Here is a 16,226-nt window from a genome sequence, read left to right as displayed (position 1 = left end):
CAGGTTTGGCCCGCGCGCCCCCGCACACCGTTGCAAAACCGGGCGACCCTGAATAAGACGGGGGGCGTCCCCCTCGGCCCGCGCCCGGACCGGGGGCGGCGTTCGTTTTCCCGTCTCCCGAAGGACTCCATTTCCATGGCCGCCCTGCAACCCGTGCGCGGGACCCACGACCTGCTGCCCGACGCCGCCCGCGCCCATCGCGCCGTCGAGGCCCGCGCCCTCGACGTCGCCCAGCGCTTCGGGTTCGGCGAGATCGTCACGCCGATCTTCGAGTTCACCGAGGTCTTCAAGCGCACGCTCGGCGACACCTCCGACATCGTCACCAAGGAGATGTACACCTTCGAGGACCGGGGCGGCGAAAGCCTGACCCTGCGGCCCGAGGGCACGGCCGCCATCGTGCGCGCCTTCATCTCCGGCGGGCTCGCCCAGCAGGTGCCGGTGAAGGCGTTCTACCGGGGTCCCATGTTCCGCTACGAACGGCCGCAGAAGGGCCGGCAGCGCCAGTTCCACCAGGTCGGCATCGAGATCCTGGGCGTGGAGGGACCGGCCGCCGACATCGAGGTCATCACCTGCGGTCACCACATCCTGGAGGCGCTGGGCCTGGGCGGCACGGTCACGGTCGAGCTGAACACGCTGGGCGATGTGGAGAGCCGCGCGGCCTATCGCGAGACGCTGGTGGCCTACCTGAAGGGCCGTCAGAACGAACTGTCCAAGGACAGCCTGAACCGGCTGGACAAGAACCCGCTGCGCATTCTCGACTCCAAGGACGAGGGCGACCGCGCCGTGGTGGCCGACGCCCCGGTGCTGGCGGACAGCCTGAACGACGCCTCGCGGGATTTCTTCGCCCGGGTGCAGGAGGGTCTCTCGGCTCTGGGCGTGCCGTTCGAGATCAGCCCCCGGCTGGTGCGCGGCCTGGACTACTACACCCACACCGCGTTCGAGTTCACGACCACGAAGCTGGGCGCGCAGGGCACGGTCTTGGCCGGCGGGCGCTATGACGGGCTGGTCAAGCAGATGGGCGGGCCGCCCACCCCCGGCGTCGGCTGGGCGGCGGGCGTGGAGCGCCTGGCCATGCTGCTGGCGGACCCGCCGCCGGCGCCGCGTCCGCTGGCCGTGGTGCCCGCCGGGGCCGAGGCCGAGACCCTGGCCCTGACCCTGACGGACCGGCTGCGCCGGGCCGGCTTCGCGGTGGACCTGGGCTATGCGGGCAACATGGGCAAGCGCATGAAGCGCGCTAACAAGCTGAACGCGTGCGCCGCCGTGATTCTGGGCGCCGACGAGATCGCGGCCGGCGCGGCCACCGTCCGCGACCTGGACTCCGGCGAGCAGACCCAGGTGGCCCTTGATGCGCTGGAAGGGGCGCTGGACCGCTTCCGGTGACCGAAGCGGCGCAGGGCGACAGCCCCGGCGGCCCCGGGGACGGTCTGGACCGTCTGGCCGTGGTGGGCGTCAACCACCACACCAGCTCGATGGCCCTGCGCGATCAGGTGGCGCTGGAGGACGACTCGGTGCCGGCCTTCCTGGGCCGGCTGCGGGCGATCGGGCTCAGTCAGGCCCTGGTGCTGTCCACCTGCGACCGGGTCGAAATCATCACCGTGGCCGCCAATGAAGACGTGGCCGAGACGACGGCGGAAACGGCCCTGCTGGCGCTGGCGGAGAAGGGGGGCGTCACGCCCGCCGCGCTGCGGGCCGAGGGCTATGTGCTCCGCGGGGCGGACGCGGTGCGGCACTGCTTCGCGGTGGCGGCCTCGCTGGACAGTCAGGTGATCGGCGAGCCCCACGTGCTGCGGCAGGTCAAGGCCGGCTATGCCGCCGCGCGCGCCGCCGGGCTGGTGGGCGCGGACCTGGAACGGGTCATGCAATCGGCCTTCGCCACGGCCAAGCGGGTGCGCTCGGAAACGCGCATCGCCGAAGGGCCGGTGTCGGTGGCCTCGGCGGCGGTGCAGGTGGCGCGCGACCTGCACGGCGACCTGGACGGCTGCGCGGCCCTGCTTCTGGGCACGGGCGAGATGGGCGAGCTGCTGGCCGAGGCCTTCCAGGCCCACGGGCTGGAACGGCTGACCGTGCGGGCGCGCCGGCGTTTCCGGGCGGAGGCCGTGGCGCGTCGTCTGGGCGCGCATGTGAGCACCCACGAAGCCCTGATCGACGACATCGTGGCTGCCGATATCGTCATCTGCTGCACGGGCGGGCGCGAGCACGTTCTGGGCTCGGACACGGCCCGTCAGGCCGCCAAGCGCCGCCGTCAGCGGCCGGTGTTCATCGCCGACGTGGCGGTGCCGGGCGACGTGGAACCGGCCGTGAACATGGTGGACAATGCGTTCCTGTACGACCTCAACGACCTGGAGGGCGTGGCCATGGAAGGCCGCGCCCACCGCGAGGCCGAGGCGGAAGCCGCCTGGCGGATCGTGCGCGAGGAGGTGGGGCGCTTCCAGCAGGGGCGGGTGGAGCGCGCGGCGGTGCCCGTCATCACCCTGCTGCATGCCCGCTTCGAGGACGAGCGCGCCCGCGCCCTGACCGAGGCGCACGGCGACGCCGACAAGGCCACGCGGCTGCTGATCGGGCGCCTGCTGCACACCCCGTCGGAGGAGCTGCGGCGGCTCGCCGTCGGCCCGCCCGAGAACCTGCGCCACGCCGAGAACGTGACCCGGCGGCTGTTCCGCCTGAGCGAGTCCGGGGAGGAGATGGCCGACCCCGGCCCGACCGAGCCCACCGAGGAAAGCGACACCCGACCATGAGCCTGGACGAGAAACTCTCCCGCGTCGTCTCCCGTCACGAGGAACTGGGCGCGCTGCTGTCCGGATCCGACCTGGATGCGGCGGACATCCCGCGTCTGTCCCGGGAGCTGTCCGAGTTGACCCCCGTCGTCGAGGCGATCGAGGCCCTGCGCAAGGCGCGCGCCGACCTGGAGGACGCCGAGGCCATGCTCGCCGATCCGGACATGCGCGAGCTGGCGGAGGAGGAGGTGGGCCGCCTGCGCCGGACGGTGCCCGAAATGGAACAGGCCGTGCGCGTGCTGCTGCTGCCCAAGGACGAGGCCGACGAGCGCAACGCCATCCTGGAGGTGCGCGCCGGCACCGGCGGCGACGAGGCCGCGCTGTTCGCCGCCGAACTGCTGCGGATGTACGAACGCTATGCCGCGGCGCACGGCTGGCGGGTCGAGATCCTGGACGCCAGCGAGACGGCCATCGGCGGCATCAAGGAGGCCGTGGCGACCGTGACCGGCCGCGATGTCTTCGCCCGCCTGAAGTTCGAGAGCGGGGTGCACCGGGTGCAGCGCGTGCCCGCGACCGAGGCCGGTGGCCGCATTCACACCTCGGCCGCCACGGTGGCGGTGCTGCCGGAAGCCCAGGCGGTGGACGTGCATGTGGAGGACAAGGATCTGCGCGTGGACACCTTCCGCTCGCAGGGGGCCGGCGGCCAGCACGTGAACACCACCGACTCGGCGGTGCGCATCACGCACATCCCCACGGGCATCGTTGCCCAGTGCCAGGAAGAGAAGAGCCAGCACAAGAACCGTGACAAGGCGATGAAAATGCTGCTGTCGAAGATGTACGACGAGCAGCGCCGCGCCGCCGAACAGGAACGCGCCGACGCCCGCAAGAGCCAGGTCGGCTCGGGCGATCGGTCGGAACGCATCCGCACCTACAACTTCCCGCAGGGCCGCGTGACCGACCACCGCATCAACCTGACGCTCTACAACCTGGACAAGGTCATCACCGGCGAGGCGCTGGACGAGGTCATCGACGCCCTGATCGCCGAAGATCAGGCCGCGAAACTGGCCGAGGTGGGGTGATACCGGCCGACGGAAAGGTTCATCCTTTTCGTTGGCCGGCCGGCGCGACTGCGCCGGCGGGCCAAAGGCCCGGAGCCGCGCGCCCCGAAGGGGCGCTGCGGCGATCAAAACAAAGACTCATCCTGACAGGTCGTCGCAGCGACCCTGTGTCGAAGGAGTCATTCTCATCGTTGCGCGGTATAATACCAACGGCGGGTGAGTTTGACTCACCCGCCGATCGGCACCGGCCCTCTCCCCCACCCGGCCACCCCCCATCCTATTCCTTGGGGATACTGGCGTTGGGTGGCCGGGTGGGGGAGAGGGCCGGCCACGGACTTCAACGGTCATCGTCAGATGCCGTTGGTATAAGGATGGTCACCCCGCTGGTCGGGTCAGGGTTGCCCCCTACCACACGTTCCCGGCGCCCGGGGTGTAGCTGGATCCGACCACGCTCTGCGCAATGATGGTGTCGCAACTGATGACGCCGCCGGTCGAGGTCATGGCGGCATCAAGCGTGACGCCGGACGCCGACAGCGTGATGGTCGAGGCGCTGAGCGTGATCGACCCGGCGGCGACCAGCGTCACGGAGCCGCCGCCGGCACTGACCTCCAGCACGCTCTCCAGCGCCGCCAGCCGTGCTTCAAGGTCCGCGACGCGCTGCGACAGGGCGTCGATCACCTGGGCGTCGTTGGTGCCGCTGGCGCGTGGCAGCGGGGCCACCGGGACGGGCTGGCGGGGTTGGTTGCGTCCGCCTGACCGACCGGCCACCTGGTTGCCGGCGTTCTGTCCGTTGATCGGGCGGCCCGGCAGCCGCGCCGCCACTTCGGTCACCCGCGCGCCCACACTGGAAAACCCCATCGCCCGTCCTCCCCGTTACCAGGCGGCGCATCGTCCGGCCGCCGCCGTTGCGACTGCAAACCGAACTCAGAGTAATTCAGGCGGTCTGATCCGTCCATGTGGCTTCGATCGCCGACAGGGCTCCGAATCCAGATGACAGGGGTGTCATGGTTCGTGCCTCATCACGAGATCCTTCGCGCCCGTAGGGCGCTCAGGATGACATGCTCTATTAATAGTACGTCGTCCTGAGGGAGCCCCCGCGACCATCGTTCCGATGGCCGCGCTCCTTTGCGGCGACGCGACGCGTCGCCGGGGGCGACCGAAGGACCTCGTGAGGCGGGTTCGACCCCATCAGTGTCACAGAACGGTCATCCGGGTTCGGAGCCCTGCGATCGCCGTGGCGGTCCGGCTCAGCGGCCCTGGCGGGTGTAGCCGCGCGCCTGCATGCAGGCGGTGTAGTACCGTCGGAAGGCGTCCCGGGCCTCGGAGCGATCCACCTGGGCCATGGGGTCGGCGCCCAGGGCATCGCGGCCGCCCAGGTCCAGACGGTCCGGCTGGTGGGTGCGGCGCAGGGCGTGCTCGTCCGCTTCGCGCTTGCAGGCGGAACTGTCAGCGGCGCGCTGGGACGGCGTCACCCCGCCCTTGACCCACCCCGCCCCGTCGTCCGACGCGCAGGCGCTCAGGAGGGCGAGAAGGGCGGCGGCGCACAGGGCTGACCGGGGACGCGTCGGGACTGGCGGCATGGCGGAGGGCTCCCGGCTGGTCCAGAGGGGCGGGCATGGTAGGGCCGTGGTCCGACAGGGATCAAGGCGGTCGCCAGCAATTCTCAGGATGGAGGGAGAGCGCCGGTTGTGGCCGATGCCGGCCTGTTCTCCTCCCCCCTTTGGGGGGAGCTTGGGAGGGGGATGCGTTCATTTTCGCGCGGACCCCACTTGCCGCATCAACCCCACGAGCCTTTTTTCAACCCCACCCCAGCCCTCCCCTATCCAGGGGAGGGAGTTCGGTTCGCGCCTGGACCTCCCAGCAGGACCCTTCGGAGGCAGCGTGGCCAAAATGGGAACTGCTGGGCGGTCGCGTCGCCGGCGGACGCGGGGCATGTCATTCTGACACGGAGTCGGATCAAACAGACCGGCTTTCGGTCCGAGGTCCGGGCGCGTCTCTCAAAATGACACACCGCCGCCCGCCGGGCCGAAAAAGCCGAGCGCGGCACTATGGGATTCTACGGGGTTTGAGGGCGCGGGCGGTGTCTCAGGGGTGGCACGGCGGTTGCCATACTCGGGTCACGACGCGCGGACCGCTTGTCCGCACACGAGAGAGCCCGGAGACCCCCTCATGCTGATGCGCCTGGATCCCCTCGCCGCGCCCGATGCCGCCGCCACGTATGGACGCGGCCCCGACCCGGAGGTCAGCCTTGTGATCGGCCCGGGCGGGTCCGCGCACGATCTCGCGGCGACCCTGGAGGCCCTGCAGGCGATCCCGGCCGGCCCGCGGTGGGAAATCATCGTGCCGATGGTCCGGACCGCCGCGACCCCGGGGGATGCCCTGGTGCGCCTGCTCCTGGACACGATCCCGTCGTTGCGCCCGGTGCCGGTGGAGACCACGACCGTCGCCGGTGTGTTCAACCGTGGCGCGGCGGTCGCCCGGTCCCAGACTCTGGTGTTCCTGGCGCGCGGGACCCGCCTCGGCCGGGGCGACCTGGACGCGGTGCTGCGCGACCTGCGCACCGGACCCAGCGCGGCCGTCAGTCTGGCCCGGCCGGGGGGCGAGGGGCGGCGGGTGCTGACCGCGGCGGAGCTGCTGCCCCGGGCGGAGGCGATGCGCCCCGCCGTCCTGGCGACCACGCGTCCGGTGTGGGAGACCGTGGGCGGCTTCGACGAGGACCGGACGGGGGCCGCGTTTCCGGACTGGCTGTTGCGTGTGCACGGGGCGGGCCTATGGGTGGTGGGGCGCGGTCTTTCCGCGGTCATGCCGGCGGACCGGGCGCGGGGCGGGGGCGTGCTGCCGGCGGCCACGTGGGACGCCCTGTGGGCCGATGCCCTCAGCCGCGATCCGAGCCTGGCGGTGCTCCGGCCCGCCGCCTTCGCGGCCCACCGCCGCGCGCTGGCTGTCGAGACGCGGCGGCAGGGCGGTCTCCACCGCGATGCCCTCGCGCTGTGGGGGCGGGCGCTGGCGGCGGATCCGGGCGGTGCGCTGCGCGATCCGGCCGGCTGCCTGCATGCGCTGGCCCGGTGCTTCGGCCCGGCGGACCGGGCCGGGCGTTGACCCGTTCCGATCCTTCCGGTCTACCCCGCCAGCGCCTCGCGCAGAATCTCAAGCTCCAGGTATTCGTCCTCGGCCGCCGCCAGCTCGGCGCGGGCGGCCTCCAGGCGGTCGGTCCGGGTCTGGAACCCGGTGGGGTCGCGGGTGAACAGGGTGGCGTCCGCCAACGCGGACTCCAGCCGGGCGACCTCGGCCTGAAGCGCCTCGATGCGGCCCGGCAACTGCTCCAGCGCGCGCTGCTGCTTGTAGGACAGCTTGGCCGGCTTCGGCTTTCCCTTGGGCTCGGACGAGGGCGTCGAGGCGACCTTCGGCCGCGCCACCGAATCGCTCGCCTCGGGCGAGGCCCCCAGCATGGCCGGGAACAGGGCCGACAGCGATCCGCCCGCCTGCGCCAGCGCATCGGAGAACCCGCCCGCATATTCCACCGCCCGGCCGTCGCCCGGCAGCACGATGGTGGCGGTCACAACCCGGTCGAGGAAATCCCGGTCGTGACTGACCAGCAGAAGGGTGCCGTCGTAGTCCGCCAGCATCTCTTCCAGCAGGTCGAGCGTCTCCATATCCAGATCGTTGGTGGGCTCGTCCAGGATCAGCATGTTGGTGGGCTTGGCCAGCGCCTTCGCCAGCACCAGCCGGTTGCGCTCGCCGCCGGACAGGCTTTTCAGCGGGCTGCGGGCCTGGCGGTCGTCGAACAGGAAATCCCGCAGATAGCTGACCACGTGCCGCGACTCGCCCCTCACGTTGATGCGGTCGGCGCCGCTGTCCGCCAGCAGGTCCCACACCGTCCTGTCGCCGTCCAGGATCGAGCGGTGCTGGTCCAGCGTGGTGGGCGTCAGGTTGGTGCCCAGGCGCACCCGGCCGGTGTCCGGGGCCAGCGCGCCCGTGAGCAGCCGGAGCAGCGTGGTCTTGCCGGCCCCGTTCGGGCCGACGATGCCGATGCGGTCGCCGCGCTGGATGCGGATCGAGAACGGCTTCAGCACTGCGCGCCCGTCATAGCTCTTGGCGATGCCCTCGGCCTCGATCACCAGCTTGCCGGAGGTCTCGCCGGTGTCCGCCTCCAGCTTGACGCCGCCGGCGCGCTGGATGCGCTGGCGCCGCTCCTCGCGCATGGCGTACAGCCGGCGCAGGCGGCCCTGGTTGCGCTTGCGTCGCGCGCTGATGCCCTGGCGGGACCACGTGGTCTCCTGCGCGATCAGCTTGTCGCGCTTGGCCCACTCGGTCTCTTCCTGCGCGAAGATGGCGTCGGCCCAGGCATCGAAGGCGGCGAATCCCTCCTCCAGGCGCCGCAGCCGCCCCCGGTCGAGCCACAGGGTCGCCTGGGTGAGCCGCCGCAGGAAGGCGCGGTCGTGGCTGATCGACACCACCGCCCCCCGGAACGCGGCGAGGGTGTCCTCCAGCCAGCCGATGGTGGGCAGGTCCAGGTGGTTGGTGGGCTCATCGAGCAGCAGGATATCCGGTTCGGCCACCAGCGCGCGGGCCAGGGCGAGCCGTCGCGCCTCGCCCCCGGACAGGGTGGCCGGGTCGCGGTCGTAGGGCAGCAGCAGCGCGTCCAGCAGGATCTCGGCCCGGTGCGCCTCGCCCGCGTGGGCCGCCGGCAGGGCGTCGGTCACGCAGTCCAGGGCCGTGGGGTACCCGCTCAGGTCCGGGTCCTGGGGCAGGTAGGCCACGGCCACGTCCGGTTGCACCGCCCGGGTGCCGGAGTCGGGCTCCACCAGCCCGGCGATGACCTTGAGCAGCGTGGACTTGCCGGAGCCGTTGCGCCCGACCAGGCACAGGCGCTCGCCCCGGCCGACGGTCAGGGACAGGCCGTCCAGCAGGGGCGGCCCGCCGAACCCGAGCGAAATGTCCTGGAGCGTCAGCAGAGGCGGCGGCGGGGCCATGGGGCAGGGGTCTCCTTTGCGGGGGCGGACGATCACGCCTTGGTAGGAACGGAACGGGGGCGCGGTCAAGGCATGGCGGGCATTCGAAAGGCGCACGCCCCCTTCTTGTTGACCAGCCCGGTTGGGCAGGGGACACTTCGGTTCGCGGGTCGATGCAGGCAACGGGGAGGGGGGCAGGCATCGCCGGGTGATCCTGGCGGGAGCAATCCCATGCGTGATCTGAATTGGTCGGCTCTGAAGGTGCTCGTTGTCGATGACAACGTGTTCTTTCGGGATATTCTGCGTTCGGTTTTGGCCGGCGCCGGGGTGACCCATGTGCGGGACGCCGGCGGCGCCGACGAGGCCCTGAAGGCGCTGCGGGAGGGCCCGACGGACCTGATCCTGCTGGACTATGTCATGGCCCCCGTGGATGGTCTCGAACTGACCCGCATGCTGCGCGATGAGGCCGAAAGCCCCGAGCCGACCGTGCCCATCGTGATGGTCAGCGGCCACATGGGGCCCGGCGACCGGCAAACGGCCCTGGCCACCGGCGTGCATGCCGTGGTCGGCAAGCCCATCAACGCCACCGACCTGCTGCGGACCATCCGCCACGTGCTGGCGGAGCCGCTGGCGTTCGTGCGGACCGACACCTACTTCGGGCCCGATCACAGTCGGCGCACCACGGACCTGCGCGAGGCGGACCCGGACCACACCTTCGATCACCCCATGGTCATCGACGTGCGGGCAGGGTCGCGGGAGCCCGATCCGGAGCATTGACCACCCAGCCGCCGCCCGCCAGCGGCCGGACGAACCAGCCGCGCCGCTCCGCCTCCGCCGCCAGATCGGCCGGCAGCGGGGCGCGGAACCCGTCCGGATGCTGCGGCAGGTCGCCGCCGTCGGCCCAGAACCGCACCTCCGCCACCAGCGCCGCGTCGTCCAGCGCCCGCACGGCGCGCTGGCGCCAGACCTCGGCCAGGCGCTGCATGCCGTCCGCGCCCAGGCGTTTGGCCAGGCCGTCCGCCTCCAGCGCCTCGCGCAGCGCGGGCCAGCTCTCGGCCGCGTTCAGCCGCTCCATGGCCGCGCGCACAAGGTCCAGGGGTGGCGATCCTGTCCGGCGGGTCGGGTCGGATGCGTCGTCGTTGCGATCGTCGGTCATGTCTCGGTCGTTGGTCGTGCGCGCGGTCGGTGTGTCCCAGTGTGACGCCTAGTGCGACAGCAGCACCGGCAATTCGGCGTGGTCCAGCACGTAGCGGGTCACGCCCCCCAGAATGAGCTGACGCAGGCGGCTGTGGGTGTAGGCCCCCATCACCAGCAGGTCGGCTCCCGCGTCGTCGCAGTGACCGAGCAGGGCCTTGCCCACCTCCTCGCCGTGGTGGCCCTCGATCGGGATGGTCCGGGGCGTCACCCCATGCCACGCCAGATGCCGCGCGAGATCGTCGGCGCCGCACAGGGCGTCCGTGTCGCTGGCGGCCAGGATCGTGACGGCGCCGGCGGCCTCGATCAGCGGCATGGCGGCCTGGACGGCCCGCGCCGCCTCGGGCGAGCCGTTCCAGGCGATGGCCACCGACGTGCCCACCGACGCGGGCGCGGTGGGCGGCGCCACCAGCACGGCCCGGCCGGCCTCCATCAGGGCGGCGTTCAGGGTGATGAGCGACGGCAGTTCCCGGTTGGGACTGGGCCGACCGGCCACCAGCAGGTCGGAGACGCGGCCGCGCGCGGCCACCTCTTCGGGCTCGTTGCCGTCGATCGCGATCCAGTCGGCGGTCAGGGTGTCGAGCGGCGGCGGTCCGGAGCGCAGCGAAAGGCCCCGCGCCTCCACCATCTCGTCGAACAGCGCTTTCAAGGCGTCGGCGCGGTTGCGCGCATCGCGCTCGGCCGCCGCCATCATCTCTTCGACCAGCGCGCCCGCCATGGCCTCGCCCACATAGGGCACGGCGCTGGCCGGGTCGGGCCGGACATGGAACACCTCGACGTGCGCACCCAGGGCCGCACCCGCCAGAAACGCCGTCTCGATCGAGGCGCGGCCGCTTTCGGCGCTGCTGGCAATGGCGAGGATGGTCTTGATCCCGGGCATGGTCTGGTCCTCCGCAGGGCTCGCGGCGCCGGGGCGGGTCGGACCCCGGGCCGCGTGGCGACCGGGGAGTCCCCCCGCTCGCCGTGATGTGCTCCCGTCACTATGAAACCCCGACCCGGGTGAGGGAAACCCGTTTTCTGGAGTGCAGACCCGCGCCCGGCGGTGGACCGCTCGGGGGGGACGGTCAAAAACTACAGCAAAAATTCCGGAAATAAACACGTTGTACACCGGGAGGTGATTGACGGTCGGGGGCATGAGCCCTAAATGCTGGTCCAGGAACCAGTTGCCAGCCTGTCACCGCGGAGACGCACGGATGATCCGGATCCCCCGCCGCCATCTGGCCGCCATCGAGGCGGTGCTGGACGTGGCCTATCACGGCGGGCCGGTGCCCGTGCGTGGGGCGGAGATCGCGGACCGGCTGGGGCTGCCCCGGCGCTATCTGGAACAGAGCCTGCAGACCCTGGCGCGGGCCGGCATCCTGCTGGCCCAGCGGGGGCCGCGCGGGGGCTACCGGCTGGCGCGGGAGCGGCGGCGCATCACGGTCGGCGAGATCGTGCGCGCCCTGGGCGGCGAGGACGACGAGGGCGCCGACGGGGGCACCGACGGTGGCGGCAAGCCGGCCAACGGGGCCGCCGCCGGAACGGCCTCGGCGCTGGGCGAGGCGGTGATCCTGCCCATGGCCCGCCATGCCGAGGCCGCGCTGCAATCCCATCTGGACGGCCTGACCATCGAGGACCTGTGCCGACAGGGCCGCGAGAGGGGCGTGCAGGGGGTGCGCGACGAGGCGCTGGACTTCACGATCTGACATCCATCGCGCGGGACGGGGCCCGGGCGACCGTCCGCGCACGACAGGCAACGGGTCACCGGCTGGGGGTGACAGGGCGGGACCGCTATCGATATAGTCGGCGCATGATGGAGACCCCCGACCTTGAGGCGCTGGCGCGTCGGTACCTGGACCTGTGGCAGGACCATCTGGGCGCCATGGCGCGCGATCCCGCCGTGTCCGAGGCGCTGGCCCAGTCCTTCACCCTCATGACCCGGGGCCTGGCGGAGGCCGCGCGGGATCATCCCGCGACAGCCGGGGGGCACGATGACCGATCGGACGCATCCCACGCCGCCCCGGACGGCGCCGCCCCAGACGGCGCTCGCGGACCGTCAGGGGCCCCGCCCTCTGGGGCTGCACCTGACCACCCAGGCCCTGATGACGCTGAGTTGGCCGGTCGGGTTGAGCGCCTGGAACAGCGGGTCGCCGTGCTCGAAGCCGCCCTCGGCGGACTGCTCTCCCGGGCCGGATCCGACGGGGCCGGCGGCACCTGATCCGCCCGCCTTCGCCGCTGTCCTGGCCGAGGCCCGCGCCGCCGGCATCGATCCGGTCCGTTTCGCCGCCGCCGTGGACGCCGAGGCCCGCCGCCGGCTGGGCGGGTTCCTGGACGGTGTGACGGCCTATCGCGCGCACCCCGGGCGACGCGAGGGGCTGGACCCGCCCGCCGTCTGGGCGCGCGGCTCGGCCCGCCTTCAGGACTTCGCCGACACGCCCGACGATCCCGCCCGCCGGGACCGGGCCCGGGACGGGCCGCCGGTGCTGCTGGTGCCGTCGCTGGTCAACCGGGGCACCATCCTGAACCTGACGCGCCGGCGCGGCTTCGCCCGCTATCTGGCGTGGCGGGGCCTGCGGCCCTTTCTGATGGAGTGGGGCGCGCCGGGACCGGACGAAGAGGGGTTCGGGATCACCGAGTACGTGGCGGACCGCCTGGAGCCCGCCTTCGCGCATGTCCGGGCCGAGACCGGGCGGCGGCCGCTGGTGCTGGGCTACTGCATGGGCGGCCTGCTGGCGCTGGCGCTGGCGCAGCGCCAGCCGGAGGCGGTGGCCGGGCTGGCCCTGCTGGCGACGCCCTGGGACTTCCATGCCTCCGAAGAGGCCGAGGCGCAGGGTCGGCTCGCGCGCGGTCTGGCGCCCTGGATCGAAGCCGTGCTGGCGACTCGGGATACTCTTCCGGTGGATGTGCTGCAGGCGGCGTTCGCCTGCCTTGATCCGGCCGGCCTGGGGCGCAAGTTTCGGGTGTTCGGGCGCCTGCCGGGGCGCGGGGCCGCGGCGCGCCACTTCGTCGCCGTCGAGGACTGGGTCAACGACGGCGTGCCGCTGGCGGCCCGCGTTGCAACAGAAACGCTGGTCGGGTGGTACAGGGACAACACGCCGGGGCAGGGCCGGTGGACGGTGGACGGGCAGCGAATCCGGCCCGATTCGCTGTCGGTGCCGGCCTATGTGGTGATTCCGGCGCACGACCGAATCGTGCCCGCGGCCTCGGCGCGGGCCCTGGCGCGGGCGCTGCCGGGGGCCGTTGTCAGCGAACCGCCCCTGGGCCATGTGGGCATGATCGTGGGGCGTGCAGCCGTGGCGCGGGTACACGATCCGCTGGTTCGATGGGCCTTGCGAACCGCCCGCGCAACGACCTAGGTTGAAACTGAGGTTTTCGAGAGGGCTCCATCGCTTTATAACCGGATCCCAAGAGTGGCGGATGTGATCCATCCGGACGCGTCGGTGCGGCGCGCCGCTTCGGTCCACGGGCCGCAGGCGGGACGCGGCACGGTCGGTCTCGACAGCGGTGCCAGGCACCGCCGGGGCATGCGCCACCGGGAGGAACAACAGGGAGAGGCATTCCATGTCCGATATCGTCATTGCCGGCGCCGCGCGGACCGCTGTGGGCACGTTCAACGGAGCCCTGGCTTCGGTCCATGCGCACGATCTCAGCAAGGTGGTCATCCAGGAGGTCCTGAACCGCGCCAAGGTCGAACCGGGCGAGGTCTCGGAGGTGATCCTGGGCCAGATCCTGACCGGCGACACCGGCCAGAACCCGGCCCGTCAGGCCTCCGTGAATGCCGGCATCCCGGTGGAGGTGACGGCCTACGGCATCAACCAGCTCTGCGGCTCGGGCCTGCGCACCGTGGCGCTGGGCTATCAGTCCATCCAGATGGGCGACGCCGACATCGTGGTCGCGGGCGGCCACGAGAGCATGAGCATGGCGCCGCACCTGGCGCACATGCGCAACGGCACCCGCATGGGCCCGCTGGAGCTGAAGGACAGCATGCTGCGCGACGGCCTGTTCGACGCCTTCCAGGGCTATCACATGGGGGTCACCGCCGAGAACATCGCCCAGCGCTGGCAGATCACCCGCGACGAGCAGGACGAATTCGCCGCCGCCTCCCAGAACAAGGCCGAGGCGGCCATCAAGGCCGGGCGCTTCAAGGACGAGATCGTTCCCTACGTCATCAAGACCCGCAAGGGCGAGATCGTCGTGGACACCGACGAGCACCCGAAGGACGGCGTGACCAAGGAAGGTCTGGGCAAGCTGCGCCCCGCCTTCAACAAGGAAGGCACGGTCACGGCCGGCAACGCCAGCGGCATCAACGACGGCGCCGCCGCCGTGGTGCTGATGAAGGATTCGGACGCCGCCAAGCGCGGGGTCACGCCGCTGGCCCGCATCGTCTCCTGGGCGACCTGCGGTGTGGACCCGGCGATCATGGGCACCGGCCCGATCCCGGCCAGCCGCAAGGCGCTGGAAAAGGCCGGCTGGTCGCACGACGACCTGGACCTGATCGAGGCCAACGAGGCCTTCGCCGCGCAGGCCATCTCGGTGAACAAGGAACTGGGCTGGGATACCAGCAAGGTGAACGTCAACGGCGGGGCCATCGCGTTGGGTCACCCCATCGGCGCGTCCGGCGCGCGCATCCTGGTCTCGCTGCTGCACGAGATGCAGAAGCGCGACGTCAAGAAGGGTCTGGCCACGCTGTGCATCGGCGGCGGCATGGGCATCGCCATGTGCATCGAGCGGTAAGGGCGTCCGTCCCCGCCGCGTCCTGCCTGGGCGCCTGAACGGTCCGGCCGGCTCTCCGTGGGGAGCCGGCCGGTTCCGTTTGGCGGGGGTGTCACACTCATCCGCTGCGGGTATTACCCTGCCGATCAACTGGCGTGCGGCCATTTGATTTGTTCTCGGAATTATCTTTACCGAAATCCCGCAACCAGAGACCCGTTGGTCGCGCTATAACAACGGAAGTGAGATTGCATGGTTATTGGTTGTCATGCGCGAGGCGGCATTATAGTTATCGTCCTGCGGAAATAAATTTACTCAGTTTCTCAGAAAGATCATGATGATTAATTTCACACTCCCAGATCACCAGTACATCCCAGCCGCACCGACGCAATTCCATTATATTTAGGAGGTCCCGCTCCATATTTCGATCGATCTTTTTTCTCCAGTATTCGGTATTTGTTTTTGGCCGCCTGTTGCCGCGTTTGCAGCAGTGGCCGTGCCAAAAGCAACCATGGACAAAGATCGCTTTCTTCTTCGTCCGATTTACGATGTCGGGTTTGCCTGGCAGATCAGCAGCGTGGAGGCGATAACGGAAGCCTAGGCCGTAAAGGACTCGCCGGACAATGAGTTCGGGAGAAGTGTTCGTTCCCCGGACCCGTCGCATCGTTTCCGACCGAGTCAGCGGCTCAGTCTTCGCTACCTTCCGCCTCACTGTTTTCCACCTCAACAGACGCCTCTCCGCCTAGCCCGATATATCGACGCTCAGCCAGCCACTGGAGCCGCTTTGCTTGAGTGAGGAGCACCCGGCGAAGCCCGCCCTGCACCTTCCGCTCGCTGATAACCTGAGCCAGCCGACTAATGATCAGGGACCGTCTCGCGATCCTGAAATCCGGATGAGACCGAATCGCATGGACATCGTCTGATACGATGCGCATCCTGAACGACTTAGGCACCTCGATATGTATCGTGGCAGCTGGTGGGTCCTTTTCGTTCAGTACAGCCCCGAATTTGCTTTTAGCCAGGGCGCGTTCATATATCAGCCGCTCAAGGGCGTCGAGGTGCGCTTTTGCGTCAGGGTTTTTCCCGTTTACCCCTTCGAACTGGGGAAGTGGCCATACCTCAACCTCATATACCTCAAAGGGGTCCAAGACCGACATCGCAACGGCGTCAGTCCGCTGGTTCGTCAGGTGCCTTCGTATGCGAGTGCGGAGCTTTTCGTTTGTCTGTCCGACGTAGATGGGTTCTCTGTCATAGTCGAAAAAAGCATAGACGCCCCACTTGAAGTTCCCAACCTTACACGCGCCTCCAACTTGGTCTGGCGCGAAGTCAGAATTCAGAAAATTGGTCAGGTTCTTGCGGAGGTCTTCTGTTTCAAAGGGTGGGTAGTTTACCTCATCAGGATTGCGTTCAGGCATGGCTCCCCCTGCAAGATTTGCGGCGAGGAATCAAACACATGCTGAGGTCAAAGTCTATATCTTCTAAGGGCTTATCCCTTTGAGTCCGGGACCACATCATGTGGTGACAGGTGGCCTGAAACGGCGTAGAACATAACGTGAACGCACGCCATTTCCGGAGCCCGACCATGAGCAAGTTTCCTCGATCCCTGCTCGAATTCCAGC

Annotated in this window: 15 protein-coding genes; 8 read left to right on the top strand and 7 right to left on the bottom strand. The window is 70.1% G+C overall.

Annotated features, from left to right (window positions below; translation table 11 throughout):
* Positions 1–135: 135 nt before the first annotated feature.
* The 3 genes from hisS to prfA are packed head-to-tail and all read left to right on the top strand — an operon-like array spanning position 136 to position 3,793.
* Positions 136–1,380 (top strand): histidine--tRNA ligase, encoded by a 1,245-nt coding sequence (gene hisS / locus GHC57_RS14200; RefSeq protein ID WP_153345386.1) that lies wholly within the window; start codon positions 136–138, stop codon positions 1,378–1,380.
* Positions 1,377–2,735, top strand: a complete 1,359-nt coding sequence (hemA, locus tag GHC57_RS14195; RefSeq protein WP_343031181.1) for a glutamyl-tRNA reductase — start codon at positions 1,377–1,379, stop codon at positions 2,733–2,735. The genes hisS and hemA overlap by 4 nt, the downstream gene beginning before the upstream one ends.
* Entirely contained in the window at positions 2,732–3,793 is a 1,062-nt protein-coding gene (prfA, locus tag GHC57_RS14190; protein ID WP_153345384.1) for a peptide chain release factor 1, read from the top strand. Before hemA ends, prfA begins: the two co-directional genes overlap by 4 nt.
* Before the next feature lie 384 nt (positions 3,794–4,177).
* On the opposite strand, the gene GHC57_RS14185 is transcribed toward prfA, so the two are convergent.
* The gene (locus GHC57_RS14185; protein ID WP_153345382.1) at positions 4,178–4,630 is read right to left on the bottom strand and encodes a hypothetical protein; all 453 of its coding nucleotides are present in this window, start codon (positions 4,628–4,630) and stop codon (positions 4,178–4,180) included.
* A gap of 389 nt (positions 4,631–5,019) precedes the next feature.
* On the bottom strand, positions 5,020–5,352 hold the full coding sequence (locus tag GHC57_RS14180; RefSeq protein ID WP_153345380.1) for a hypothetical protein: 333 nt from the start codon (positions 5,350–5,352) through the stop codon (positions 5,020–5,022).
* Between the two features lie 589 nt (positions 5,353–5,941).
* Between GHC57_RS14180 and GHC57_RS14175 the strand changes: the two genes are divergently transcribed.
* Positions 5,942–6,871, top strand: coding sequence for a glycosyltransferase family protein (locus GHC57_RS14175; RefSeq protein WP_153345378.1), 930 nt, complete (start codon positions 5,942–5,944; stop codon positions 6,869–6,871).
* Between the two features lie 20 nt (positions 6,872–6,891).
* Here GHC57_RS14175 and GHC57_RS14170 read toward each other — a convergent pair whose 3' ends face one another.
* Positions 6,892–8,745 (bottom strand): ABC-F family ATP-binding cassette domain-containing protein, encoded by a 1,854-nt coding sequence (locus GHC57_RS14170; RefSeq protein ID WP_153345376.1) that lies wholly within the window; start codon positions 8,743–8,745, stop codon positions 6,892–6,894.
* 210 nt (positions 8,746–8,955) lie between these two features.
* Between GHC57_RS14170 and GHC57_RS14165 the strand changes: the two genes are divergently transcribed.
* Entirely contained in the window at positions 8,956–9,501 is a 546-nt protein-coding gene (locus GHC57_RS14165; protein ID WP_170294886.1) for a response regulator, read from the top strand.
* Here the strand turns inward: GHC57_RS14165 and GHC57_RS14160 are convergent.
* Together GHC57_RS14160 and GHC57_RS14155 are read right to left on the bottom strand one after the other, a co-directional pair.
* Complete coding sequence (locus tag GHC57_RS14160; RefSeq protein WP_246152317.1) at positions 9,455–9,880, bottom strand: hypothetical protein; 426 nt, start codon at positions 9,878–9,880, stop codon at positions 9,455–9,457. The two genes, GHC57_RS14165 and GHC57_RS14160, sit on opposite strands and share 47 nt — an antisense overlap.
* Positions 9,881–9,928: 48 nt before the next feature.
* Complete coding sequence (locus tag GHC57_RS14155; protein WP_153345372.1) at positions 9,929–10,798, bottom strand: universal stress protein; 870 nt, start codon at positions 10,796–10,798, stop codon at positions 9,929–9,931.
* A gap of 313 nt (positions 10,799–11,111) precedes the next feature.
* Between GHC57_RS14155 and GHC57_RS14150 the strand changes: the two genes are divergently transcribed.
* The 3 genes from GHC57_RS14150 (at position 11,112) to GHC57_RS14140 (ending at position 14,631) form a co-directional block, all read left to right on the top strand.
* Positions 11,112–11,603 (top strand): RrF2 family transcriptional regulator, encoded by a 492-nt coding sequence (locus GHC57_RS14150; protein ID WP_153345370.1) that lies wholly within the window; start codon positions 11,112–11,114, stop codon positions 11,601–11,603.
* 285 nt (positions 11,604–11,888) lie between these two features.
* Complete coding sequence (locus GHC57_RS14145; RefSeq protein ID WP_170294885.1) at positions 11,889–13,253, top strand: alpha/beta fold hydrolase; 1,365 nt, start codon at positions 11,889–11,891, stop codon at positions 13,251–13,253.
* A 205-nt stretch (positions 13,254–13,458) separates the two neighbouring features.
* Positions 13,459–14,631: an acetyl-CoA C-acetyltransferase gene (locus GHC57_RS14140; protein WP_153345368.1), complete on the top strand. Its 1,173-nt coding sequence runs from the start codon at positions 13,459–13,461 to the stop codon at positions 14,629–14,631.
* A gap of 265 nt (positions 14,632–14,896) precedes the next feature.
* Here GHC57_RS14140 and GHC57_RS14135 read toward each other — a convergent pair whose 3' ends face one another.
* Positions 14,897–15,319, bottom strand: coding sequence for a very short patch repair endonuclease (locus GHC57_RS14135; RefSeq protein WP_343031180.1), 423 nt, complete (start codon positions 15,317–15,319; stop codon positions 14,897–14,899).
* The gene (locus tag GHC57_RS14130; RefSeq protein ID WP_153345363.1) at positions 15,294–16,022 is read right to left on the bottom strand and encodes a GIY-YIG nuclease family protein; all 729 of its coding nucleotides are present in this window, start codon (positions 16,020–16,022) and stop codon (positions 15,294–15,296) included. Before GHC57_RS14130 ends, GHC57_RS14135 begins: the two co-directional genes overlap by 26 nt.
* Positions 16,023–16,226: the final 204 nt, after the last annotated feature.

Source organism: Roseospira navarrensis (assembly GCF_009601025.1).
In the GTDB taxonomy this organism is placed as follows: Bacteria; Pseudomonadota; Alphaproteobacteria; order Rhodospirillales; family Rhodospirillaceae; genus Rhodospira; species Rhodospira navarrensis.
Note: the sequence above shows the minus strand (reverse complement) of the source record. Positions and strands in the feature narration are given on the sequence as shown.

Excerpts from the sequence above, each read along its gene's own strand:
- hisS (WP_153345386.1), top strand. The coding sequence starts at position 136 with ATGGCCGCCCTGCAACCCGTGCGCGGGACCCACGACCTGCTGCCCGAC.
- prfA (WP_153345384.1), top strand. The coding sequence starts at position 2,732 with ATGAGCCTGGACGAGAAACTCTCCCGCGTCGTCTCCCGTCACGAGGAA.
- GHC57_RS14185 (WP_153345382.1), bottom strand. The coding sequence starts at position 4,630 with ATGGGGTTTTCCAGTGTGGGCGCGCGGGTGACCGAAGTGGCGGCGCGG.
- GHC57_RS14180 (WP_153345380.1), bottom strand. The coding sequence starts at position 5,352 with ATGCCGCCAGTCCCGACGCGTCCCCGGTCAGCCCTGTGCGCCGCCGCC.
- GHC57_RS14175 (WP_153345378.1), top strand. The coding sequence starts at position 5,942 with ATGCTGATGCGCCTGGATCCCCTCGCCGCGCCCGATGCCGCCGCCACG.
- GHC57_RS14170 (WP_153345376.1), bottom strand. The coding sequence starts at position 8,745 with ATGGCCCCGCCGCCGCCTCTGCTGACGCTCCAGGACATTTCGCTCGGG.
- GHC57_RS14165 (WP_170294886.1), top strand. The coding sequence starts at position 8,956 with ATGCGTGATCTGAATTGGTCGGCTCTGAAGGTGCTCGTTGTCGATGAC.
- GHC57_RS14160 (WP_246152317.1), bottom strand. The coding sequence starts at position 9,880 with ATGACCGACGATCGCAACGACGACGCATCCGACCCGACCCGCCGGACA.
- GHC57_RS14155 (WP_153345372.1), bottom strand. The coding sequence starts at position 10,798 with ATGCCCGGGATCAAGACCATCCTCGCCATTGCCAGCAGCGCCGAAAGC.
- GHC57_RS14150 (WP_153345370.1), top strand. The coding sequence starts at position 11,112 with ATGATCCGGATCCCCCGCCGCCATCTGGCCGCCATCGAGGCGGTGCTG.
- GHC57_RS14145 (WP_170294885.1), top strand. The coding sequence starts at position 11,889 with ATGACCGATCGGACGCATCCCACGCCGCCCCGGACGGCGCCGCCCCAG.
- GHC57_RS14140 (WP_153345368.1), top strand. The coding sequence starts at position 13,459 with ATGTCCGATATCGTCATTGCCGGCGCCGCGCGGACCGCTGTGGGCACG.
- GHC57_RS14130 (WP_153345363.1), bottom strand. The coding sequence starts at position 16,022 with ATGCCTGAACGCAATCCTGATGAGGTAAACTACCCACCCTTTGAAACA.